The organism is Streptomyces sp. NPDC096012, assembly GCF_040426375.1.
Classification (GTDB): domain Bacteria; phylum Actinomycetota; class Actinomycetes; order Streptomycetales; family Streptomycetaceae; genus Streptomyces.
In genome coordinates this window covers 22,851-44,313 of the sequence record NZ_JBEOTD010000007.1, presented here as the reverse complement: position 1 = coordinate 44,313, position 21,463 = coordinate 22,851, and the positions used below count along the sequence as shown (strand labels likewise).

Here is a 21,463-nt window from a genome sequence, read left to right as displayed (position 1 = left end):
AGGGGGTTGCGCGGGGACCGCCGCACCCCCGTTTCCGGGGGGCGGGACGACGGCGGTCCCCGCGAGGGACGCGTGCCGGGTCAGGGCCGGGCTTGCGCGTCCATGGCGTCCATGGAGGTCCGGGAGCCGCTCCGGAGGTCCTTGGCGCCGTTCGCCGCCGGCCCGGCCGGGGAGCCTGCCCAGTGTCCAACGCCTGGGTGGTGCTCCCGCTGCCCTGCCGACACCCACCAATGTGCCGGACGCGTGTTAAGCGGGTGCTGCGCGCACGTGACGCCCTCGTAGCACTTCCGATTCGGCTCGATCGGTCGAGGTCACCGCGAGTTCGCCGGGGTCACGCGCGGTTCACCGGAGGTTCGCTACTTGTTGCCGCCCTTGGCCAGGAAGGCCAGCAGGTCCTGCCGGCTGACCACGCCGGTCGGCTTGCCCTCGACCAGGACGATCGCCGCGTCCGCCGAGCCCAGCACCGTCATCAGGTCGCCGACCGGCTCACCGGAGCCGACCTGGGGCAGCGGGCCGCACATGTGCTTCTCCAGCGGGTCCTCCAGGAAGGCCCGCTTGCTGAACAGGGCGTCCAGCAGCTCCCGCTCCACCACCGAGCCGACGACCTCGGCGGCCATGACGTCCGGGTGGCCGGCGCCCGGCTTGACGACGGGCATCTGCGAGACGCCGTACTCGCGCAGCACCTCGATGGCCTGGCCGACGGTCTCCTCGGGGTGCATGTGCACCAGGGAGGGGATGGAGCCGTGCGCCTTGTCGCTCAGGACGTCGCCGACGCGGGCGCTGGGGCCCTCGTCCTCCAGGAAGCCGTAGTCGGCCATCCACTCGTCGTTGAAGATCTTGCTGAGGTAGCCGCGGCCGCTGTCCGGGAGCAGCACGACCACCACGTCGTCCGGGCCGAGCCGCTCGGCGACGCGCAGTGCCGCGACGACGGCCATCCCGCAGGAGCCGCCGACCAGCAGGCCCTCCTCCTTGGCGAGGCGGCGGGTCATCTGGAAGGCGTCCTTGTCGGAGACCGCGACGATCTCGTCGGCGACGGTGCGGTCGTAGGCGGTCGGCCAGAAGTCCTCGCCGACGCCCTCGATCAGGTACGGCCGTCCGGACCCGCCGGAGTAGACGGACCCCTCGGGGTCGGCGCCGATCACCTTGACGCCGCCGTCGGAGGCGTCCTTCAGGTACCGGCCGGTGCCGGAGATGGTGCCGCCGGTGCCGACGCCCGCCACGAAGTGGGTGATCTTCCCCTCGGTCTGCTCCCACAGCTCGGGGCCGGTCGAGTGATAGTGCGAGAGCGGGTTGTTGGGGTTGGAGTACTGGTCGGGCTTCCAGGCGCCGGGGGTCTCCCGCACGAGGCGGTCGGAGACGTTGTAGTACGAGTCCGGGTGCTCGGGGTCCACGGCGGTCGGGCAGACGACGACCTCGGCGCCGTAGGCGCGCAGCACGTTGATCTTGTCGGTGCTCACCTTGTCGGGGCACACGAAGATGCACTTGTACCCCTTCTGCTGGGCGACGATGGCCAGCCCCACACCGGTGTTCCCACTGGTCGGCTCGACGATCGTGCCGCCCGGCTTCAGCTCCCCGCTCTGCTCGGCGGCCTCGATCATGCGCAGGGCGATGCGGTCCTTCACGGATCCGCCCGGGTTGAAGTACTCCACCTTGGCCAGGACGGTCGCCTGGATGCCCTTGGTCACGTTGTTGAGCCTCACCAGCGGGGTGTTGCCGACGAGGCTGATCATCGAGTCGTGGAATCGCACCGTTGTCTCCGGTCGCTTTCATAAAAAACAGTGGTCGTGGTGGTTCCGCCAGCCTACGGCCCCGGGGTGACGGGGAACGGTCGTTCACTCCGGGTGGAGATTGGCGCACCGTCTGTACGGGGCAAGGAGTGTGTACGGCTACGAGGAGGTGGCGGCGACGCATGACGAGCATGTCGAGGGCGAGGGTGGCCCGGCGGATCGCGGCCGGAGCGGCGTACGGCGGCGGTGGGGCCGGACTGGTCGGGGCGGCGGCCGTGGGGCTGGTGCTGGCGGAGCTGCGGCTGGCCCGGCGCCATGTGGGCAACGGCGGCGCGGACCGGGTACCGCTGGCCGAGGGCGTGTACGGGCACGCGTACGACATCCCCGGTGAGCCGCCTCTCCGGCTGGCGATGCTCGGGGACTCCACGGCCGCGGGGCAGGGCGTGCACCGGGCGGGCCAGACCCCGGGGGCGCTGCTGGCGTCGGGGCTGGCGGCCGTGGCGGAGAGACCGGTGGAGCTGCGCAACGTCGCCCTGCCGGGAGCCCGGTCCGACGACCTGGACCGTCAGGTGGCACTGGTGCTGGCGTCGTCGCCGCCCCCCGACATCTGCGTGATCATGATCGGGGCGAACGACGTGACGCACCGCATGCCGCCGACACGGTCGGTACGGCACCTGTCGGCGGCGGTACGGCGGCTGCGTACGGCCGGCGCGGAGGTGGTGGTCGGCACGTGCCCGGACCTGGGCACCATCGAGCCGGTGCAGCAGCCGCTGCGGTGGCTGGCGCGGCGGGCGTCGAGGCAGCTGGCGGCGGCCCAGACGATCGGGGCGGTGGAACAGGGCGGGCGCACGGTCTCGCTCGGGGATCTGCTGGGCCCGGAGTTCGAGGCGAATCCGCGGGAGCTGTTCGGGCCGGACAACTACCACCCCTCGGCGGAGGGGTACGCGACGGCGGCCATGGCCGTCCTGCCGACGGTGTGCGCGGCGCTCGGACTGTGGCCGGCGGCGGAGGACCGGCCGGACGTGTCGCGCCGCGAGGGGTTCCTGCCGGTCGCCCGCGCGGCGGCGGAGGCCGCGTCGGAGGCCGGCACGGAGGTCACGGCGGCGATGCCGACGGGACCCCGGGGGCCGTGGGCGCTGCTCAAGCGGAGGCGGCGGCGCCGGGTACAGGAGGCCGAGCCCGCCCGTCCGTCGGTGTGACGCGCCGCGAGGCTCGGCCGCGGACGGCCGCCCCGGACTCCGGCCCGGGGCGGAACGCGGGGCGTGGCGTCGGGGCCTGACGTCGGGGCCTGCTGCCCGGGCGGTACGCGGACGCCGAAGGCCGGGGCCGAGTGCCCGTGGGCCCTACGCGGACTCCGAAGGGCCGCCGGGGCCGTACGGGGACGCCGAAGGCCGGGGCCGAGCGCACGGGGGGGGCCGAACGCGGACGCCGAAGGCCGGGGCCGAGCGCACGGGGCCGAACGCGGGCGCCGAAGGGCCGCCGGGGCCCTGCGCGGACGCCGAAGGCCGAAGCCGAGCGCACGGGGCCCCGTACGCGGACGCCGAAGGCCGGGGCCGTGCGCTCGGGGTTCTGCCCCGACGTCGAAGGCCGGAGCGTGAGCGCCGCTCCGAACCTCAGGCAAGCAAGCGCTTAGTAAATTGCGGTCAGTGTCACATCACGAGACCAGTGACCCGGGCCATACGTACGGGTAACTTCCCAACCGGCCCTGCCCACTCCGTCCTCTGGAGCCGTGATGCCCGAAGCCGTCATCGTCTCGACCGCCCGTTCCCCCATCGGCCGCGCCGTCAAGGGATCCCTCAAGGACCTGCGCCCCGACGACCTGACGGCCACGATCATCCAGGCCGCCCTCGCCAAGGTTCCCGAGCTGGACCCGAAGGACATCGACGACCTGATGCTCGGCTGCGGCCTGCCCGGCGGCGAGCAGGGTCACAACCTCGGCCGGATCGTCGCCGTGCAGATGGGCATGGACCACCTGCCGGGCTGCACGATCACCCGCTACTGCTCCTCGTCCCTGCAGACCTCCCGCATGGCGCTGCACGCCATCAAGGCCGGCGAGGGCGACGTCTTCATCTCGGCCGGCGTCGAGACGGTCTCCCGTTTCGCCAAGGGCAGCTCCGACGGGCTCCCGGACACGCACAACCCGCTGTTCGCCGAGGCAGAGGCCCGGACCGTGGCCGTCGCCGAGTCCGAGGGCTCCACCTGGCACGACCCGCGCGAGGACGGCCTGCTGCCCGACCCGTACATCGCGATGGGCCAGACCGCCGAGAACCTGGCCCGCGCCAAGGGCATCACCCGCCAGGAGATGGACGAGTTCGGCGTCCGCTCGCAGAACCTCGCCGAGGAAGCCGTCAAGAACGGCTTCTGGGAGCGCGAGATCACCCCGGTGACCCTGCCCGACGGCACGGTGGTCAGCAAGGACGACGGCCCCCGCGCCGGCGTCACCCTGGAGGGCGTCCAGGGGCTCAAGCCGGTCTTCCGCCCGGACGGCCTGGTCACCGCCGCCAACTGCTGCCCGCTCAACGACGGTGCCGCGGCCGTCGTCATCATGTCCGACACCAAGGCCCGCGAGCTGGGCCTGACCCCGCTCGCCCGCATCGTCTCCACCGGTGTCTCCGGCCTCTCCCCCGAGATCATGGGCCTCGGCCCGGTCGAGGCGAGCAAGCAGGCGCTGCGGCGGGCCGGTCTGACCGTCGGCGACATCGACCTGGTCGAGATCAACGAGGCCTTCGCCGCCCAGGTCATCCCCTCCTACCGCGAGCTCGGCATCGACCTCGACAGGCTCAACGTCAACGGCGGCGCCATCGCCGTCGGCCACCCCTTCGGCATGACCGGCGCGCGGATCACCGGCACGCTCATCAATTCGCTGCAGTGGCACGACAAGCAGTTCGGCCTGGAGACGATGTGCGTCGGCGGCGGCCAGGGCATGGCCATGGTCATCGAGCGCCTCAGCTGATCCACCGTCCGTAGCGATTCGGCCACGTTGTGTCGGACCAGGGCCCAGGACCCGGGCACCCCCCGGGTCCTGGGCCTTTCCGTGATCCAATCTCCCCCATGATGTGACCTATCTCCCTCTCCGGAGGGAGTGCGCAGGTCAGAGCAGTTCCAGCGGAAACCGCACGACCAAAGACCTGTCCGTTTCGTGACGTTACGCACTGACAGCTGGTTAGTCCGCCCTTCAAGCTGATGTAGGAAGTCGGGGGTCGACTTTGAACCGGGAGTACGTCAGTGAGCGCCATGCCGATCGCTTTGCTGCTCACCACGGCCGCCACGGGCGCCGTGGGCGTCGCCGTCCTGCGCACCGTCCTGAAGCTGCGCCGCCAGATCGCCGAGCTGCACGCCCAGCTCGCCGAGAACCACGCCGCCGCCACGCGCGCCCTGCTGCCGAACGCCCGCAGTCACGCGGAGGCCGAGCAGATACGCGCCGCCGTGGCCGAGGCGCTGGCGGAGGAGCGGGAGCGGGAGCTGGCCGAGGCGCGTGCCTTCTGGGCCGCGCAGGAGGCCCGTGACGCCTCCGACGCGCCGTCGCTGCTCGGCCTGCCGGACACCGACCTGTTCCTGCCCCGGCAGTCCGACTTCGCCGGCCTGGAGCCGGTGTCCGAGCCGACCGCCGACGCCGACGAGTTCTCCGGGGAGTCCCCGGAGCTGGCCGCGGCCCGCCGCCGCCATCCTTCCCATCCGGACTTCGTCCCGGTGCAGTCGCCCGTAAACGATCACGAGCGCACGGTGTCCTCGCTGGAGCAGCTGGCCGCCGGACGCGTGGAGCTGTCCGACGTCCGCCCGGGCCCGCTCGGCACCCTCGACGTGTACGTCTTCGCCGACGGCACCACGCTGTGCATGACGCCGGGCCATCGCGAGACGGCGGAGCGGCTGGCCTCGGCCCTGAAGGCGGGCGACATGCCGTACCTGCTCGGCGGCTCGGGCATCTCCGGCGCCTACACCCTCACGTTCGCGTGCGGCGAGGACACGGTCTACATCCTGGCCGACCGGGTCATCGCGTCCCTCTGAGCCACATCCGGGCGCCCCTCACAGTCACACCCGGGCGCCCCCGCCGAGTCACACCCCGGCGCGCTGCCGCGCCTCCTCCACCCGGCGCACCGCCTCGGCCACCTCGCCCTCGTCGCGCAGTACCAGCGCCAAGTCGTGCGCGGCGACGAGGATTTGGTCGGCGGCCGCGAACATCCCCGCGTCGGGCATCTCCCGGGGGTCGCTCCCCGGCTCCTCCACGCGCTGCGCCCAGCGGGCGAACTCCCGGGCCAGCGCCAGCGCCTCGGCCGCCGCGCTGCGCTGCAGCCGGCTCTGCGGTGCCGCCCGCAGCCGGTCGGCGAAGTGATCCACTGCTTGGGTCAGGGGCGTCGTATCAACCACGCGCCGAGCGTAACGTGCCGCACTGTTGCCAATACGCGAACGCTCAGGCACGGTGACGTGAAGGACCGGCTTACATCCCCTTTGCGTTCGGAGGCGCCGATGTCCCAAGTCTTCTCCGAGGAGACCCATCGCAATCTGCTCGCCCGCATCCCGCACTGCACCGGTCGTGAAGTCTCCGACTGGTTGCGCACCGTCGAAGAAGGCCCCGCTCTCTTCCGCTTCGAGGAAAAGGTCAGCTGGCTCCGGCACGAGTACGACCTGGCGTACGGCCACGCCAAGGCGCTCGTCCACGAGTACGACCTGAGGAGGGCGGCGCGCAAGCTGCTCTGAACGCCGAAGGGCCCCGGGCGGATCGCCCGGGGCCCTGGGTACGACCGGCGAACGCGCTAGTCGTTGCTGCTGAAGATCGCCACCAGGCGCAGCATCTCCACGTAGATCCACACCAGGGTCAGCGTGAGGCCGAACGCGGCGAGCCAGGACTCGTTGCGCGGGGCGCCGTAGGCGATGCCGTCCTCGATCTGCTTGAAGTCGAGGGTCAGGAAGAACGCGCCGAGCAGGATCGCGAAGATGCCGACGAGCGCGCCGAGCGGGCCGAAGCTGCGCAGACCGCCGCCGTCGGCGACGCCGAACACGACCAGCAGCAGGTTGACCGCCATGACGACCACGAAGGCCATCGCGATGGCGAGACCGATGCGGGCGTAGCGGGCGGTGACGCGGATCCAGCCCGCCTTGTAGACCAGCAGGGTCGCGCCGGAGACCGCCATGGTGCCGAGCACCGCCTGGAACGGCGCGCCGCTCCACCGGCTGTTGTACATCTCGCTGATGACTCCGAGGAAGACGCCCTCGAAGGCGGCGTACCCGAGGATCAGCGCGGGCGACGGGGTGCGCTTGAAGCTCTGGACCATGGCCAGGACGAACGCGATCAGCGCGGAACCGACGGCGAGGCCGTAGCTGGTCGTCGAGACCGGCAGCAGCGCCCAGGCGAGGGCGGCGCCGACGGCGACCGTGCCGAGTGTGATGGCCGAGCGCATGACGACGTCGTCCATCGTCATCCGGTCGGTGGTGACGGGGGCCTGCGGCGGGGCACCCGCCTGCACGCCCTGCTGGGCGTACGGGTTCTGCGCGTACGGGTTCTGCGCGTAGGGGTTGCCCTGTGCGTACCCGGCCTGCGGTGCGGTGTTGAAACCGGCGTAGCCGTTGTCGCGGCTGAACCCCCGTCGCGAGAAGACCGGGTTACTGCTCCTCATTTCACTCCTCCATGGCCACCCTGCGTGGCCTTGGCTCAAGAGTAATGGATTGGCAAAGGATCGTCCGTACTACTTGAGGAGGATCTTTCCCTCGCCGTGCTCGGCAACACGCTACGCGGGCGGGTGATTCCCGGCCACGGTGATCCGCACTCCGTGACGAATCCGAAGCACTGCGCGGTACGGCTACCCCAGCGGGAAGCCCGTGTACGCCTCCGCCAGGTCGGTCGCGGCGGCCCGGGAGGAGGCGATGCGTTCCAGCCGCGCCCGCTGGAGCCGGGCGTCGAAGGCGGTGGCGTCCGGGGCGGCGTGCAGCAGGGTCGTCATGTCGTAGGAGAACCGCTCGGCCTGCCAGACCCGGCGCAGACAGGTGGCCGAGTAGCCGTCGAGCAGGTCCGGGGAGCCGGTGGCCCGCTCGTGGACCAGGGCCCGGGCGAAGGTGACGACGTCGCCGACGGCGAGGTTCAGCCCCTTGGCCCCGGTGGGCGGCACGATGTGGGCGGCGTCCCCGGCGAGGAAGAGCCGGCCGTGCCGCATCGGCTCGTGCACGAAGGAGCGCATGGGCGTGACCGACTTCTGGGTGAGGGGGCCGCGCCGCAGCCTCCAGCCGTCCCCGGTCTCGAAGCGTCGCTCCAGCTCGTCCCAGATCTCCTCGTCGCCCCACTCCCCGGCGTCCGCCCGGGCGGGCACCTGGAGGTAGAGGCGGGAGACGGACGGGGACCGCATGGAGAGCAGGGCGAAGCCGCGCTCGTGGCGGGCGTAGACGAGTTCGTCGTGGGAGGGGGCGACGTCGGCGAGGACGCCCAGCCAGGCGTAGGGGTAGGACCGCTCGAACACGCGGGACAGGGCGGCGGGGAAGGCCCTGCGCGCCACGCCCCAGAAGCCGTCGCAGCCGACGACGTAGTCGCACTCGAGCATGTCCTCGCGGCCCTGGTACCGGAACGGGACGCGGGGCCGGTCGCCGTCGGCACCCTCCACCGCCAGGGCCTCCGCCTCGAACAGGAGCGGTCCGCCCTCCCGCGTCTGCAGGGCGATGAGGTCCTTGCAGACCTCGGTCTGGGCGTAGACGGTCACGGACCGGCCGCCGGTGAGGGCGGGGAAGTCGACGCGGTGGCGGCGCCGGTCGAAGCGCAGCTCGATGCCGTCGTGCCGCAGCCCCTCCCGGTCCATCCGCTCCCCGGCCCCGGCGGAGCGCAGCACGTCGGCCGTGCCCTGCTCCAGGATCCCGGCACGCTGGCGCTGTTCGACGTAGGCGCGGTCGCGGCCCTCCAGGACGACCGAATCCACCCCGGCGCGGTGCAGCAGCCGTGCGAGCAGCAGCCCGGCGGGCCCCGCTCCGATGATCCCGACGGTGGTGCGCATCGGCCGTCCCCTCTCTCCGCACGTCCCGTTCGCCTGGTGAAATTTCCTTCACTGGGCTGCCGCCCTGAGTCTCCGGCCGTACCCGCACCGGTGTCAACGGCCGATCCCGTGCGGACGGGTGCCGTGCCGTGTGCCGTCCGGCCGAAGTCGCCGATCGGCTCGGCCGCCCACGTCCCGCACGGGGAACGCCACTGCCGTTCGCGCCGCCTGGCGTGAACAAGTCATCCGACGGCCCGCCGCCGTCGGGCCTTCCTGGGCCGGTCCACGCCGTCGCGCTGCGGTTGCCGCCGCCCCGCCCACCTCGTTAGCTGGAACGAGGGGCGAGGCCCATCGAGCGACAAGGCTCATGGAGCGGCGAGGAGCGGCGATGATCACGCAAGAGCAGATCGAGCGAATCCTGCGGCTGAGAGGCGACGGACTCCCACTGGTGTCCCTGTACGTACCGGTGAACCCCGGCAGGCCCGACCGCCGCGAATTCGACAGCCGCGTATCGAGCCTGCTGAACCGCATCCGGCCGCTCGCGGAGGACGGTTCGGCCGAGCACGCCGTGCGGCTCTCGCTCCGCGAGGACATCGCGAGGATCGAGAAGACACTGAGCGAGGAGCCCCTCCGGCCGGGAGCCGTCGCGGTCTTCTCCTGCGCCGGCCGCGACGTCTACGAACAGGTGTGGCTGCCCCGCAGGACGCGCGACAACATCGTGGTGGACGCCGATCCCTATGTCCGGCCCCTCCTGGGTGTGCTCGACGAGTACTACCGCACCTGCGCCGTCGTCGTCGACAAGAGCGTGGGCCAGGTCTGGGAGTACTACCTCGACGAGGTCCGCGAGATCGAGATGATCCGTGACCGCGTGCAGAACAAACACGCCTACTCCGACGCGTACGCCGAGCCCCGCGTCCGCAACAAGGCGGACGAGCTGAGCAAGAAGCACTACCGGCGGCTGGTCGGCGAGCTCAGGCGACTGTTCGCGAGCGGGGGCTACGACCTGCTCGTCGTCGGCGGTCAGGCGCACGAGGTGTCGGTCTTCGTCGACTTCCTGACGCGTGAGCTGACGGACCGCCTCGCCGGCACCTTCAGCGTCGACCGGGAGACCGCGACGTCCGAGGACATCCGGCAGAAGGTGCGGGAACTCGTCGCCGACCACGCCGGGAAGGAGCAGCGGCGGCTGGTCGGCGAGATCCTCGAGGCCAAGGCCGCCGGCCGACCCGCCGCCGTCGGGGTGGACGAGACGCTGTGGGCGGCGTCCGTGGCCGCGGTCCGGACCCTGGCGGTGGACGGGCAGGCCGTCGTACCGGGCTTCGTGTGCGACCGGGACGGGCTGCTGACGCGCTCGGGGAAGACCTGCCCGCTCTGCGGGGAGCCGCTGCGCGAGGTGCCCGAGGTGATCGACGAGCTGGCCGAGACGGTCATCGACGACGGGGGCGAGGTGCGGCACGTGGACACGGAGACGGAACTGCGCACGCACCAGGCCGGAGCCCTGCTGCGGTTCGAGCTCCCCCCGCAGCCGGACTCCGCGCAATAACCGGGCCGGCCCCCTTGACTAGGCCGCATACCGGAGCAATCGTTACAAACAGGACCGGTCAACCGCGACAGGGTTCCTCTGCGGAACACCATGTCGGGCACCGGCCAGGTCCCCGGCGATTTCTGAGAGATGCGAAAGTGTTGATCGGGACTTTCCGGGGACCGCCCGTGCCCACGGGCGCCTCCACGGCGATTCCGCGGGGATGCGCGCCGTGGGGGTGGACCGGCGACGGCGTCCCCGCCGTGTTCCCACTCCCGGCCGAGCCGCACGCGGGCACACGGCGTGCGCGCTGATCACTGGCTGTGGGCGACGTGGTGCCCGGAGCCGGACTCGAACCGGCACGCCCGCGAAGGGGCAGCGAGGTTTAAGCTCGCCGTGTCTGCATTCCACCATCCGGGCAGGCCATGGGCTCCGCATCGAGGTCCCGAGCCTATCGGGAGGCACCCTCCGAACAGCCGAACGGCGGATCCATGTTGTCTTATTCTATTGACGTCTGAGGGTGCATCAGCCCGCGGTACAGGCCATCCGCACATGCCAACAGCGTGACGTGAGCCGGCCGCGGCCGCACGCGAAATGACGGAATTTCACCTGCCGAACGAGGGCGCACCACCTGTTCTGCGCACTCGCCGGCGTCAGGGTCACCCCTCCTCCCCAGGTATGACACGGGCCCGCTCCGTCCGACCGGAGTCGCCCCCCGGAACCGGAACAGCGACTGACTCCACGGGCGCTCGCGGCCGGGACGATGGATCGGTCCCCACGAACCGACGTCGTCCCGACAGGAGCACTCCCCCGTGACCACCACCCCCACCGCCGGCCGGGCCACCCCCGTGGCCGCACGCGCCACGGAACTGTCGAAGATCTACGGGCAGGGTGAGACCCGGGTGGTCGCCCTGGACCGGGTCTCCGTCGACTTCCGGCAGGCCGAGTTCACCGCGATCATGGGCCCGTCCGGCTCCGGCAAGTCCACCCTGATGCACTGCGTGGCCGGCCTGGACACCTTCTCCGAGGGGTCGGTGCGCATCGGCGACACCGAGCTGGGCAAGCTGAAGGACAAGCAGCTCACCAGGTTGCGCCGGGACAAGATCGGCTTCATCTTCCAGGCCTTCAACCTGCTGCCCACGCTGACCGCGCTGGAGAACATCACCCTGCCGATGGACATCGCCGGCCGGAAACCGGACAAGGCGTGGCTGGACCGGGTCATCCAGATGGTGGGGCTGTCCGGGCGGCTGAGCCACCGGCCCTCCCAGCTCTCCGGCGGCCAGCAGCAGCGCGTGGCCGTCGCCCGCGCCCTCGCCTCCAGGCCCCAGATCGTCTTCGGTGACGAGCCGACCGGAAACCTCGACTCGCGCTCCGGCGCCGAGGTGCTCGGCTTCCTGCGCAACTCGGTGCGGGAGATGGGCCAGACGGTGGTCATGGTGACCCACGACCCGGTCGCCGCCGCCTACGCGGACCGCGTGGTCTTCCTCGCGGACGGACGGATCGTCGACGAGATGTACGCGCCCACGGCCGACTCCGTCCTCGACCTCATGCGGAGCTTCCCGGGGAGCACCCCCCAGAACTCCGAGTTCGACGTGAAGGGCCGTGCCAGCTGATGTTCCGCACCGCCCTGCGCAACGTCCTCGCGCACAAGGCCAGGCTCCTGATGACCGTCCTCGCCGTCATGCTCGGCGTGGCCTTCGTCTCCGGGACGCTCGTCTTCACCAACACCATCTCCGACGCCTACCAGAAGAGTTCCGCCAAGGGCTTCGACCACGTCGACGTCGCCGTACGGGCCGAGTACCAGGACTCCCGCGGCGACAAGGTCGGCAAGACCCCCGAACTGACCCGCGCACTGCTGGACAAGGCCGGGAAGGTCCCGGGCGCCGCCTCCGCGACCGGGGTCGTCGGCGGCTTCACCGCCGTCGCCGACCGGGACGGCAAGCTGGTCGGCGGCGACTGGCAGTCCGCGGGCGGCAACTACTGGGGCACCCGGGACGCCCGCTACCCGCTGGTCAGCGGGCACGCCCCGCACGGCGAGGACGAGGTGCTGCTCGACTCCAGGACCGCCGAGCGCGCCGGCTACAAGGTCGGCGACACCGTGCGGCTCTCGGTCGACGGTCCCGTCCTCACCCCGACCGTCGCCGGCATCTTCACCACCGACGACGGGAACGTGGCGGCGGGCGGCAGCCTGGCCCTGTTCGACACCCCGACCGCGCAGAAGCTGTTCGGCAAGAAGGGCGCGTACGACGAGATCGACGTGCGGGCCGCCGCCGGTACCGGCCAGTCGGCGCTCAAGGCCGAGCTGGACAAGGCCCTGCCCGCGCACCTGGTGGAGACCACCACGGGCCGGCAACTCGCCGACGACCAGGCGCGGTCCATCTCCGCGTCGATGAGCGGCCTGAAGCAGACCCTGCTGGTGTTCGCCGGTATCGCGCTGTTCGTCGGCACGTTCATCATCGCCAACACCTTCACCATGCTGGTCGCCCAGCGCACCAGGGAACTCGCCCTGATGCGAGCGGTCGGCGCCTCCCGCCGCCAGGTCACCCGCTCGGTGCTCATCGAGGCGTTCGCGGTCGGCGCGGTCGCCGGTGTGACCGGTCTGGCCGCCGGTGTCGGCATCGGCGCCGGTCTGCGCGCGCTGCTGGGCTCCTTCGGCGCGAGCATGCCCGACGGGCCCCTGGTGATCAGCCCGGGCACCGTGGCGACGGCCCTCGCGGTGGGCGTCTGCATCACCGTGCTGGCCGCCTGGCTGCCCGGCCGCCGGGCCGCGAAGATCCCCCCGGTCGCGGCCATGAGCAGCGTGCACGCCAAGGCCACCACCAAGTCGCTGGTGCTGCGCAACACGCTGGGCGCGCTGTTCGCCGCGGCCGGTGTCGCGGTGGTCCTCACGGCCACCACCATGGACGCCGACACCGGCCAGGGCACGATGGCCCTCGGCGCCGTCCTGCTGATCGTCGGTGTCTTCGTGCTGACCCCGCTGCTGTCCCGCCCGCTGATCGCGGCCGGCGCGCCGGTGCTCCGCCTGTTCGGCGTCTCGGGCAAGCTGGCCCGCCAGAACTCGGTGCGCAACCCGCGCCGTACGGCGGCCACCGCCTCCGCGCTGATGATCGGCCTCACCCTGATCACCGGCATGACGGTGATGGCGGGCAGCCTGCAGACGGCGATCGACAAGATGGCCAGTTCGGCGGTCCGCGCGGACTACGTCGTCTCGATGGCCAACGGCAGCTCGCTCTCGCCGGACGTGGCGGCCAGGATCGCGGCCGCCGACGGCGTCACCGAGAGCAGCCCGCTGCGCAACGCCGAGTCCCGGATCGACGGCAAGACCGAGTTCCTGACCGGCGTCGACGGCGCCTCGATCGGCAAGCTGACGGACCTGAAGGTGGACGACGGCTCCTTCACCGTGGGCGGCACCCGCGCCGTCGTGGACGAGGACCGGGCGAAGGAGTACGGCTGGAAGGCCGGTTCCCGGTTCACCGTCCACTTCGAGGACGGCAGGGCGCGCGAGCTGACGGTCGCCGGGGTCTACGAGGGCAACGACATGATCAACGGGATCATGCTCGACAACAAGGTCCTCACCCCGCACCTGAGCGACCCGTCCGACATGCGGGTCATGGTCAAGACGGCGGACGGCGCCACGGCCGCGGCCAAGGACAAGCTGGTGAAGGCCCTCGGCGTCAACCCGGCCATCAAGATCCAGGACAAGCGGGACATCTCCAACGAGATCGCCAAGATGTTCACGCTGATGCTGAACATGGTCTACGGCCTGCTCGGCATGGCGGTGATCGTCGCGGTCCTCGGTGTCATCAACACGCTGGCGATGTCGGTCTTCGAGCGCTCCCAGGAGATCGGCATGCTCCGCGCGGTCGGCCTGGACCGCAAGGCGGTCAAGCGGATGGTGCGCCTGGAGTCCCTGGTGATCTCCCTGTTCGGCGGCGTGCTCGGGATCGGTCTGGGCGTGTTCTTCGGCTGGGCGGCCGGTCAGCTGCTGGGCACGAAGCTGCCGACCTACGAACTGGTCCTGCCCTGGGGCCGGATGGCCGTCTTCCTGCTGCTGGCGGGTGCGGTCGGCGTGCTGGCCGCCCTGTGGCCGGCCCGGCGGGCGGCCCGGCTGAACATGCTGGCGGCCATCAAGGCCGAGTAGCCGGGCAGCGCTGCGGCGCCGGGCCCCGCTCCGATCCCACGGAGCGGGGCCCGTGCCGTGTCAGCCGTGCCAGACGCGGGGACGCGGCGGCAGACCCGACCCGCCGGACTCCGGGGTGCGGATCGCCAGGACCTGGTTGACGCCGATGCGGTTGCGTTCGAAGGCGAGCGCGCAGGCGGCCATGTACAGCTGCCAGACGCGGGTGCGGCCGGGACCGGCGAGCCGGACCGCGCGGTGCCGGCCGGCCTCCAGGTTGAGCACCCACCGGCGCAGGGTGCGGGCGTAGTGCTCGCGGAGCGACTCCACGTCCCGCACCTCGAAGCCGGCGCGCTCCAGCTGGGTGACGGTGGTGCCGAGCGGGGCGAGTTCGCCGTCGGGGAAGACGTAGGCGTCGATGAACGGATCCACCTCGTACGCCGACTCGTCCCGCTGCGGGCGGCGGGCGATCTGGTGGTTGAGCAGCCGCCCGCCGGGCGCCAGCAGCGCGTACAGCTGGCGCGCGTACTCCAGATAGCGCTCGGCGCCGACGTGTTCGGCCATGCCGATGGAGGAGATCGCGTCGAAGGGCCCGTCCACGACGTCCCGGTAGTCCTGGACGCGGATCTCCACCCGGTCGGTGAGGCCCTCGTCGGCGACGCGCTTACGGGCGTAGGCGGCCTGTTCCTGGGAGAGGGTGACCCCGACGACGTGCACGCCGTGCTCGCGGGCCGCGTGGATGGCCATGGAGCCCCAGCCGCAGCCGACGTCGAGCAGCCGCATACCCGCCGTCAGGCCGAGCTTGGCGCAGACGAGTTCGAGCTTGTCGCGCTGGGCGGTCTCCAGGGTGCCGCCGTCCTCCCAGTAGGCGCACGAGTACACCATGGAGGGGCCGAGGACGATCTCGTAGAAGTCGTTCCCGACGTCGTAGTGGTGGCTGATGGCCCGCTTGTCGGTGCGCCGGGTGTGCAGCCGCCGGCGGGATCTGCGGATCTCCTCCCGGGGCGGCGCGGGCGGGACGGGGGGTCCGGCGAGCTTCAGCAGCTCGCGGGCGGCGGCGCGTACCTCCGGGTCGCGCACCGCCTGCATCAGGGTGCGGGCGTCCTCTCCGCGCTCCCACACCAGCCCGGCCATCATCTCCAGCGCGGTGTAGAGGTCGCCCTCGATGTCGAGGTCCCCGGCCACCCAGGCACGGGCCAGGCCCAGCTCCCCGGGTTTGAACAACATGCGGCGCAGTGCCCGGCGGTTGCGGATGACGAGTGCCGGCGCGTCCGGCGGTCCGTCCAGGGACCCGTCCCACGCGCGCACCCGCATGGGCAACGGCGTTCCCAGCACCTGCTCGGCAAGACTCCTCAGCCGCGACGCGGCGTCGGCCATGGCGCACACCTCCAAGACGACGATCCCGGATGTCCGTTCACCACGTAAACACCGCGCGGCGCTCCGCGCAGTCCCGCAAAGGAGTTACGACTGGGCAAAATAGCTGTATGGGGCACGTACATTGGCGCCCGCAGTGACGCCGAAGGACCTCCCGCACCACGGATGGCGGGAGGTCCTTCGGGTGACTCACCGGCCGGTCAACGGCCGGTGGTCGGATGCTGCCGTCGGGGCGTCAGGAGGCCTTGGCCTTCTCCTCGGTCTTCGCGGCGGCGACCGGGGCGGGCTTGGCGGCCTCGTAGAACTCCTCGCGCGGGTTCTCCATGGCGCCCAGGGAGACGACCTCGCGCTTGAGGAACATGCCGAGGGTCCAGTCGGCGAAGACACGGATCTTGCGGTTGAAGGTCGGCATCGCCATGCCGTGGTAGCCACGGTGCATGTACCAGGCGAGGCGGCCCTTGAGCTTGATCTTGACCTTGCCCATGACGATCATCGCCACGCCCTTGTGCAGGCCGAGACCGGCGACCGCACCCTTGTTGGCGTGCTCGTACTCCTTCTGCGGGAAGCCCCGCATGCCGGAGATCACGTTGTCGCCGAGGGTGCGAGCCTGGCGCAGCGCGTGCTGGGCGTTGGGCGGGCACCAGGCGTTCTCGTTGCCCGCCTTGCGGCCGACGAGGTCCGGGACCTGTGCGTTGTCACCGGCGGCCCAGATGTAGTCCGTGCCCTTGACCTGGAGCGTGGGCTCGCAGTCGACGTGGCCGCGCAGACCGAGGGGCAGGCCGAAGCGGCTCAGCGCCGGGTTCGGCTTGACGCCGGCCGTCCACACGATCGTGCTGGAGTCGACCTCGAGCCCGTTCTTCAGCACGACGTGGCCGTCGACGCAGGAGTCCATGGAGGTGGAGAGGTAGATCTCCACGCCGCGGCTCTCCAGGTGCTCCTTGCCGTACTGGCCGAGCTTGGGACCGACCTCGGGGAGGATCTTGTCGGCGGCGTCGACCAGGATGAAGCGCATGTCCTCGCGGGACACGTTCTTGTAGTACTTGGCCGCGTCCCGGGCCATGTCCTCGACCTCGCCGATGGTCTCCGCGCCCGCGAAGCCACCGCCGATGAAGACGAAGGTGAGCGCCTTGCGGCGGATCTCCTCGTCGGTCGTGGAGTCGGCCTTGTCCAGCTGCTCCAGCACGTGGTTGCGCAGGCCGATGGACTCCTCGATGCCCTTCATGCCGATGCCCTGCTCGGCGAGGCCGGGGATCGGGAAGGTGCGGGAGACCGCGCCCATCGCGATGACCAGGTAGTCGAAGGGCAGCTCGTACGCCTCGCCCACGAGCGGGGCGATCGTGGCCACCTTGCGGTCCTGGTCGATGGTGGTGACCCGGCCGGTGAGGACCTCCGCCTTCGGCAGCACGCGTCGCAGCGGGACGACGACGTGCCGGGGGGAGATGTTGCCGGCGGCGGCTTCGGGGAGGAAGGGCTGGTAGGTCATGTACGACCGGGGGTCGACGACCGTGACGGTCGCCTCGCCGTAGCGCATCTTCTTGAGGATGCGCCGAGCTGCGTACAGGCCTACGTACCCACCGCCTACTACGAGGATCCTGGGACGCTCCGTGGTGCTCATGCCATCGAGTATCCACCCGCCTCGGGGGGGGTGCTCGTGCGCCCCTTCACAAGGTTCGAGGGGGCCTGTGCTAAACTCCGCGGCCCGCGTGACGCAGGTCATGAACGGGAGCGGGTGCCGCGGGGCGGTTCGACCCGTTGTCAAGGCCGTGTGAGCTGCCCATCCGAGCCGTCGAGGCCCTCTCGGGACCCCTCGGCGAGGAGCCTCGGACACCCTCCGGAAACACGCGCGCAATGCTCTTGTGAGGTGGCCCAGAAGGCCGTTCGCGCCCCGGAAGGGCCATCGGAGGCCCCGGGGACCCCCACGGGGACCCAATTCCTTGTGAAGAACTTCACGAAGTTTTCCGACGGCGTGTCATCGTGGCGCCCGGATGCCACCCGGAGGGCCGCTCACACGTTATCCAACCTGCTCACCAGAGGCTACTCGCCAGTAGCAAAGGGGCCGGAAAACACCCCTGAAGAGGCCGCCGGGGGCAGGCGCTCACCCGCCCCCGGCGGTTCCGTCACGGCGGTCCGCCGCTACGGGCGCGGCCCCGCGTCGCCGAGGCCGCCGCCGCGCGAGGCGCACAACGGGCCACCGGCTCCGCGAGGCGCGTTCCTGTCGCCCCGAGCCGTGGTCACGCCATCGACCACGCGATGCCGTCGAGGATGTCGTGCTCGCTCACCACGACCTCCGGGGCACCGATCCGCTCCATGATCGCGAGCAGTACGAGGGCGCCCGCGCCGATCACGTCGACCCGGCCCGGGTGCAGGGACGGGATCGCCGCGCGTTCGGCGTGCGTGGAACGCAGCAGCCGCTCGGTGATCTCGCGGACGTGGTCGTACGGGACACGGGAGTGGTGGATGCGCGCGGAGTCGTACTCCGGCAGCCCCTGGTCGATCGCGGACAGGGTGGTGACCGAGCCGGCGAGACCGACCAGCGTCCGCGCCTCGCGCAGCGGGACCGTCTGCTCGGCGAGGTCCAGGGCGGCCTCGATGTCGGCCCGCATGGCGGCGATCTGCTCCTCGGTGGGCGGGTCGCCGACCGCGCCCTCGTGCACCAGATGCCGTTCGGTCATCCGCACGCAGCCGACGTCCACGGACCGCGCGGCCCGCACGTGGTCGTCGCCGACGACGAATTCGGTGGAGCCGCCGCCGATGTCCACCACCAGGTAGGGCCGGGCGAGGTCCTGGCGGCCCGCCAGCTCCTTGGTGGCACCGGTGAAGGAGAACTCGGCCTCCTGGTCGCCGGTGATGACCTCCGGTTCCACCCCGAGGATGTCGAGCACGCCCCGCACGAAGTCGTCGCGGTTCTCGGCGTCACGGGAGGCGGAGGTGGCGACGAAGCGCACCTTCTCGGCGCCGTGCCGCTTGATGACCTCGGCGTACTCGCGGCAGGCGGCGAAGGTGCGCTGCAGCGCCTCGGGGGCGAGCCGGCCGGTGCGGTCGACGTCCTGGCCGAGCCGCACGATCGTCATCCGCCGGTCCAGGTCGACGAGTTCGCCCGTCGCCGGGTCGGCGTCGGCGACCAGCAGCCGGATGGAGTTCGTACCGCAGTCGACGGCGGCGACACGGGTCACTTCGCGTCCTCCCCGGTGGCGTCGGGCGTCACGCACGGCCCCTTGCTCCACCACTCCGGCAGCATCGCGATCGCCTCGTCACCGAGCGGGTTCACGCCCGGGCCCGCGGCCAGCGAGTGGGCCACCAGGACGTGCAGGCACTTGACCCGGTCCGGCATGCCGCCCGCGCTCGGGAAGCCCTGGAGGACCTCGATCTCGTCCCGGCGGCGGATGTAGTCCTCGTGCGCCGCCCGGTAGGCGGCGGCCAGGTCCGGGTCGGACTCCAGCCGCTCCGTCATCTCCTTCATGACGCCGTTCGCCTCCAGCGTGCCGATCGCCGAGGCGGCGCGCGGGCACGTCAGGTAGTACGTCGTCGGGAAGGGCGTGCCGTCGGGCAGCCGGGGCGCCGTCTCCACGACGTCCGGCCGGCCGCAGGGGCAGCGGTGCGCGATGGCCCTCAGACCCCGCGGCGGGCGGCCCAGCTGCTGCTTGAAGGCCGCGACGTCCGCGTCGGTGGGCTCGGTGCGCGGGGTGGGCGGCGGAGGCTTGTGCATGACTGCTCTTCGAAGACTTTCTGTGGGTTCACTGGTCGGAGGCGTCGGACTTGTCGACCCCGTCCCAGACGTTCGCGTACCAGGGCCGGTGGGCGGCCCCGACGTCGGCGCGGGACTGCTTGGCCGCGTCCGGGTCGACGACCACGTACCCCGTCTCGCCGGGCATCACGTAATGCAGCCGGTGCCGGATCTGCTGCTCGGCGTAGGAGTCGTCCTGCCAGCGTGCCTTGAGGTCCCGCAACTGCTCGACCCGCCGGCGCGCCTGCTCCTGCTGCCGCTGGACGTCGGCGATCTGCGACCGTTGCGACACGTACTGCCGCATCGGGTAGGCGAGCGCGACGACCAGCGAGCACAGCACGAGCGCGAGCAGCGCCGCGCGGCCGGTGAGCCGCGACCGGCGGGCCTGCCGCCTGGTCTGGGAGCGGTAGACCCGGGCCGCCGTCTGCTCACCGAGCACCCGCAGCCTGGTCGCGGTGGAGAACCGGTCACGGTCCTTCACGGCCATCTTCCCGCCTCCCGTTCACACACGCGCGTACGTCCCCGGACACGGTACGGGACCGGGTACGGGGACGTACGTACGACTGGCTAGGACGCGGCCGGTGAAGGCTCGGCCCTTGCCCTGCCCGATGGTCCGCGAGGCGGACGTGCGGGGTGGGCTCAGCCCTTGAAGCGGGGGAAGGCGCTGCGGCCGGCGTACACCGCGGCGTCGTCGAGGATCTCCTCGATGCGCAGCAGCTGGTTGTACTTGGCGACGCGGTCCGAGCGGGCCGGGGCGCCGGTCTTGATCTGGCCGCAGTTCACCGCGACGGCGAGGTCGGCGATGGTGACGTCCTCGGTCTCGCCGGAGCGGTGGGACATCATGCACTTGAAGCCGTTGCGCTGGGCCAGCTCGACGGCGTCCAGGGTCTCGGTCAGCGAACCGATCTGGTTGACCTTGACGAGCAGGGCGTTCGCGGCGCCCTCCTCGATGCCGCGGGCCAGGCGCTCCGGGTTGGTGACGAAGAGGTCGTCGCCGACGATCTGGACCTTGTCGCCCAGCTTGTCGGTGATGACCTTCCAGCCGGCCCAGTCGTCCTCGAACAGCGGGTCCTCGATGGAGACGAGCGGGTAGGCCGCCACGAGCTCCTCGTAGTACTCGGTCATCTCGGCGGCCGAGCGGGACTTGCCCTCGAACTCGTACTTGCCGTCCTTGTAGAACTCGGACGCGGCGACGTCGAGCGCGAGCGCGATCTGCTCACCGGGGACGTAACCGGCCTGCTTGATGGCCTCGACGATGAGGTCGAGGGCGGCGCGGTTGGACTCCAGGTTCGGGGCGAAGCCGCCCTCGTCGCCCAGGCCGGTGGACAGGCCCTTGGTCTTCAGCACCTTCTTGAGGGTGTGGTAGACCTCGGCGCCCCAGCGCAGGGCCTCGGAGAAGGACTCCGCGCCGATCGGGGCGATCATGAACTCCTGGATGTCCACGTTGGAGTCGGCGTGCGAGCCGCCGTTCAGGATGTTCATCATCGGAACGGGCAGCAGGTGCGCGTTCGGGCCGCCCAGGTAGCGGAACAGCGGCAGGTCGGACGCCTCGGAGGCGGCGTGGGCGACGGCCAGGGAGACGCCGAGGATGGCGTTGGCGCCGAGGGAGCCCTTGTTGTCGGTGGCGTCCAGGTCGAACATCGCCTGGTCGATCAGGCGCTGCTCGGTGGCGTCGTAGCCGACGAGCTCCGGGCCGATCTGCTCGATGACGGCGAGGACGGCCTTCTCGACACCCTTGCCGTGGTAGCGGTTGGGGTCACCGTCGCGGAGCTCGACGGCCTCGAAGGCGCCGGTGGAGGCGCCGGACGGGACGGCGGCACGACCCGTGCTGCCGTCGTCGAGGCCGACCTCGACCTCGACCGTGGGATTGCCTCGGGAGTCCAGGATTTCCCGGGCTACGACGACGTCGATGGACGGCACGAGCATCTCCTTCTTGGATGTGACGCTGGAAGCGCGGGGCCGGCTGCCTCGCGGCTTGGCCTCTGCGACTAGAGCCTAACCGCCCCCGGGGCGTCGGCCACCGACCGACCGTCCCGTGGACAGGGAGGGACA

At 71.3% G+C, this 21,463-nt stretch carries 17 protein-coding genes and 1 tRNA gene; 7 read left to right on the top strand and 11 right to left on the bottom strand.

Annotated features, from left to right (window positions below):
- Window positions 1-356: 356 nt before the first annotated feature.
- On the bottom strand, window positions 357-1,748 hold the full coding sequence (locus ABVB68_RS09930) for a cystathionine beta-synthase (RefSeq protein WP_353600523.1): 1,392 nt from the start codon (window positions 1,746-1,748) through the stop codon (window positions 357-359).
- 161 nt (window positions 1,749-1,909) lie between these two features.
- On the opposite strand from ABVB68_RS09930, the gene ABVB68_RS09925 reads away from it, so the two are divergent.
- The 3 genes from ABVB68_RS09925 (at window position 1,910) to ABVB68_RS09915 (ending at window position 5,732) form a co-directional block, all read left to right on the top strand.
- Window positions 1,910-2,926 carry an SGNH/GDSL hydrolase family protein gene (locus tag ABVB68_RS09925; RefSeq protein ID WP_353600522.1) on the top strand — a complete coding sequence of 339 codons (1,017 nt, stop codon included), beginning with the start codon at window positions 1,910-1,912 and terminating at the stop codon, window positions 2,924-2,926.
- A gap of 533 nt (window positions 2,927-3,459) precedes the next feature.
- Window positions 3,460-4,680, top strand: coding sequence for an acetyl-CoA C-acetyltransferase (locus ABVB68_RS09920; protein ID WP_353600521.1), 1,221 nt, complete (start codon window positions 3,460-3,462; stop codon window positions 4,678-4,680).
- Between the two features lie 272 nt (window positions 4,681-4,952).
- Window positions 4,953-5,732 carry a hypothetical protein gene (locus tag ABVB68_RS09915; RefSeq protein ID WP_353600520.1) on the top strand — a complete coding sequence of 260 codons (780 nt, stop codon included), beginning with the start codon at window positions 4,953-4,955 and terminating at the stop codon, window positions 5,730-5,732.
- A 48-nt stretch (window positions 5,733-5,780) separates the two neighbouring features.
- Here the strand turns inward: ABVB68_RS09915 and ABVB68_RS09910 are convergent, their stop codons facing one another.
- Window positions 5,781-6,092: a hypothetical protein gene (locus tag ABVB68_RS09910; protein ID WP_353600519.1), complete on the bottom strand. Its 312-nt coding sequence runs from the start codon at window positions 6,090-6,092 to the stop codon at window positions 5,781-5,783.
- Between the two features lie 99 nt (window positions 6,093-6,191).
- Between ABVB68_RS09910 and ABVB68_RS09905 the strand changes: the two genes are divergently transcribed.
- Window positions 6,192-6,422 (top strand): DUF4287 domain-containing protein, encoded by a 231-nt coding sequence (locus ABVB68_RS09905; RefSeq protein ID WP_353600518.1) that lies wholly within the window; start codon window positions 6,192-6,194, stop codon window positions 6,420-6,422.
- A gap of 56 nt (window positions 6,423-6,478) precedes the next feature.
- On the opposite strand, the gene ABVB68_RS09900 is transcribed toward ABVB68_RS09905, so the two are convergent.
- A complete protein-coding gene (locus ABVB68_RS09900; RefSeq protein ID WP_353600517.1) occupies window positions 6,479-7,339 on the bottom strand; it encodes a Bax inhibitor-1/YccA family protein in 861 nt (286 codons plus the stop codon).
- A gap of 183 nt (window positions 7,340-7,522) precedes the next feature.
- On the bottom strand, window positions 7,523-8,698 hold the full coding sequence (locus ABVB68_RS09895; protein ID WP_353600516.1) for a 4-hydroxybenzoate 3-monooxygenase: 1,176 nt from the start codon (window positions 8,696-8,698) through the stop codon (window positions 7,523-7,525).
- A 367-nt stretch (window positions 8,699-9,065) separates the two neighbouring features.
- Between ABVB68_RS09895 and ABVB68_RS09890 the strand changes: the two genes are divergently transcribed.
- Entirely contained in the window at window positions 9,066-10,217 is a 1,152-nt protein-coding gene (locus ABVB68_RS09890) for a baeRF10 domain-containing protein (protein ID WP_353600515.1), read from the top strand.
- 312 nt (window positions 10,218-10,529) lie between these two features.
- On the opposite strand, the gene ABVB68_RS09885 is transcribed toward ABVB68_RS09890, so the two are convergent.
- Window positions 10,530-10,616: transfer RNA gene (locus ABVB68_RS09885), tRNA-Leu, on the bottom strand.
- A gap of 392 nt (window positions 10,617-11,008) precedes the next feature.
- Between ABVB68_RS09885 and ABVB68_RS09880 the strand changes: the two genes are divergently transcribed.
- Both ABVB68_RS09880 and ABVB68_RS09875 read left to right on the top strand, forming a co-directional pair.
- Window positions 11,009-11,809 (top strand): ABC transporter ATP-binding protein, encoded by an 801-nt coding sequence (locus tag ABVB68_RS09880; protein WP_353600514.1) that lies wholly within the window; start codon window positions 11,009-11,011, stop codon window positions 11,807-11,809.
- Complete coding sequence (locus ABVB68_RS09875) at window positions 11,809-14,337, top strand: ABC transporter permease (RefSeq protein WP_353600513.1); 2,529 nt, start codon at window positions 11,809-11,811, stop codon at window positions 14,335-14,337. Before ABVB68_RS09880 ends, ABVB68_RS09875 begins: the two co-directional genes overlap by 1 nt.
- Window positions 14,338-14,397: 60 nt before the next feature.
- Here the strand turns inward: ABVB68_RS09875 and ABVB68_RS09870 are convergent, their stop codons facing one another.
- From ABVB68_RS09870 to eno, 6 genes are all read right to left on the bottom strand, one after another.
- Entirely contained in the window at window positions 14,398-15,690 is a 1,293-nt protein-coding gene (locus ABVB68_RS09870) for a class I SAM-dependent methyltransferase (protein WP_353600512.1), read from the bottom strand.
- 232 nt (window positions 15,691-15,922) lie between these two features.
- Window positions 15,923-17,302, bottom strand: coding sequence for an NAD(P)/FAD-dependent oxidoreductase (locus ABVB68_RS09865; RefSeq protein WP_353600511.1), 1,380 nt, complete (start codon window positions 17,300-17,302; stop codon window positions 15,923-15,925).
- 616 nt (window positions 17,303-17,918) lie between these two features.
- The gene (locus ABVB68_RS09860; RefSeq protein ID WP_353600510.1) at window positions 17,919-18,860 is read right to left on the bottom strand and encodes a Ppx/GppA phosphatase family protein; all 942 of its coding nucleotides are present in this window, start codon (window positions 18,858-18,860) and stop codon (window positions 17,919-17,921) included.
- Window positions 18,857-19,393 (bottom strand): DUF501 domain-containing protein, encoded by a 537-nt coding sequence (locus ABVB68_RS09855; RefSeq protein ID WP_353600509.1) that lies wholly within the window; start codon window positions 19,391-19,393, stop codon window positions 18,857-18,859. Before ABVB68_RS09855 ends, ABVB68_RS09860 begins: the two co-directional genes overlap by 4 nt.
- A gap of 28 nt (window positions 19,394-19,421) precedes the next feature.
- Complete coding sequence (locus tag ABVB68_RS09850) at window positions 19,422-19,898, bottom strand: FtsB family cell division protein (RefSeq protein WP_353600508.1); 477 nt, start codon at window positions 19,896-19,898, stop codon at window positions 19,422-19,424.
- A 152-nt stretch (window positions 19,899-20,050) separates the two neighbouring features.
- Window positions 20,051-21,337 carry a phosphopyruvate hydratase gene (gene eno / locus ABVB68_RS09845; RefSeq protein ID WP_353600507.1) on the bottom strand — a complete coding sequence of 429 codons (1,287 nt, stop codon included), beginning with the start codon at window positions 21,335-21,337 and terminating at the stop codon, window positions 20,051-20,053.
- Window positions 21,338-21,463: the final 126 nt, after the last annotated feature.

Coding starts and splice junctions, on each gene's coding strand:
- ABVB68_RS09925 (WP_353600522.1), top strand. CDS start 1,910: ATGACGAGCATGTCGAGGGCGAGGGTGGCCCGGCGGATCGCGGCCGGA.
- ABVB68_RS09920 (WP_353600521.1), top strand. CDS start 3,460: ATGCCCGAAGCCGTCATCGTCTCGACCGCCCGTTCCCCCATCGGCCGC.
- ABVB68_RS09905 (WP_353600518.1), top strand. CDS start 6,192: ATGTCCCAAGTCTTCTCCGAGGAGACCCATCGCAATCTGCTCGCCCGC.
- ABVB68_RS09900 (WP_353600517.1), bottom strand. CDS start 7,339: ATGAGGAGCAGTAACCCGGTCTTCTCGCGACGGGGGTTCAGCCGCGAC.
- ABVB68_RS09895 (WP_353600516.1), bottom strand. CDS start 8,698: ATGCGCACCACCGTCGGGATCATCGGAGCGGGGCCCGCCGGGCTGCTG.
- ABVB68_RS09890 (WP_353600515.1), top strand. CDS start 9,066: ATGATCACGCAAGAGCAGATCGAGCGAATCCTGCGGCTGAGAGGCGAC.
- ABVB68_RS09875 (WP_353600513.1), top strand. CDS start 11,809: ATGTTCCGCACCGCCCTGCGCAACGTCCTCGCGCACAAGGCCAGGCTC.
- ABVB68_RS09870 (WP_353600512.1), bottom strand. CDS start 15,690: ATGGCCGACGCCGCGTCGCGGCTGAGGAGTCTTGCCGAGCAGGTGCTG.
- ABVB68_RS09865 (WP_353600511.1), bottom strand. CDS start 17,302: ATGAGCACCACGGAGCGTCCCAGGATCCTCGTAGTAGGCGGTGGGTAC.
- ABVB68_RS09855 (WP_353600509.1), bottom strand. CDS start 19,393: ATGCACAAGCCTCCGCCGCCCACCCCGCGCACCGAGCCCACCGACGCG.
- ABVB68_RS09850 (WP_353600508.1), bottom strand. CDS start 19,898: ATGGCCGTGAAGGACCGTGACCGGTTCTCCACCGCGACCAGGCTGCGG.
- eno (WP_353600507.1), bottom strand. CDS start 21,337: ATGCTCGTGCCGTCCATCGACGTCGTCGTAGCCCGGGAAATCCTGGAC.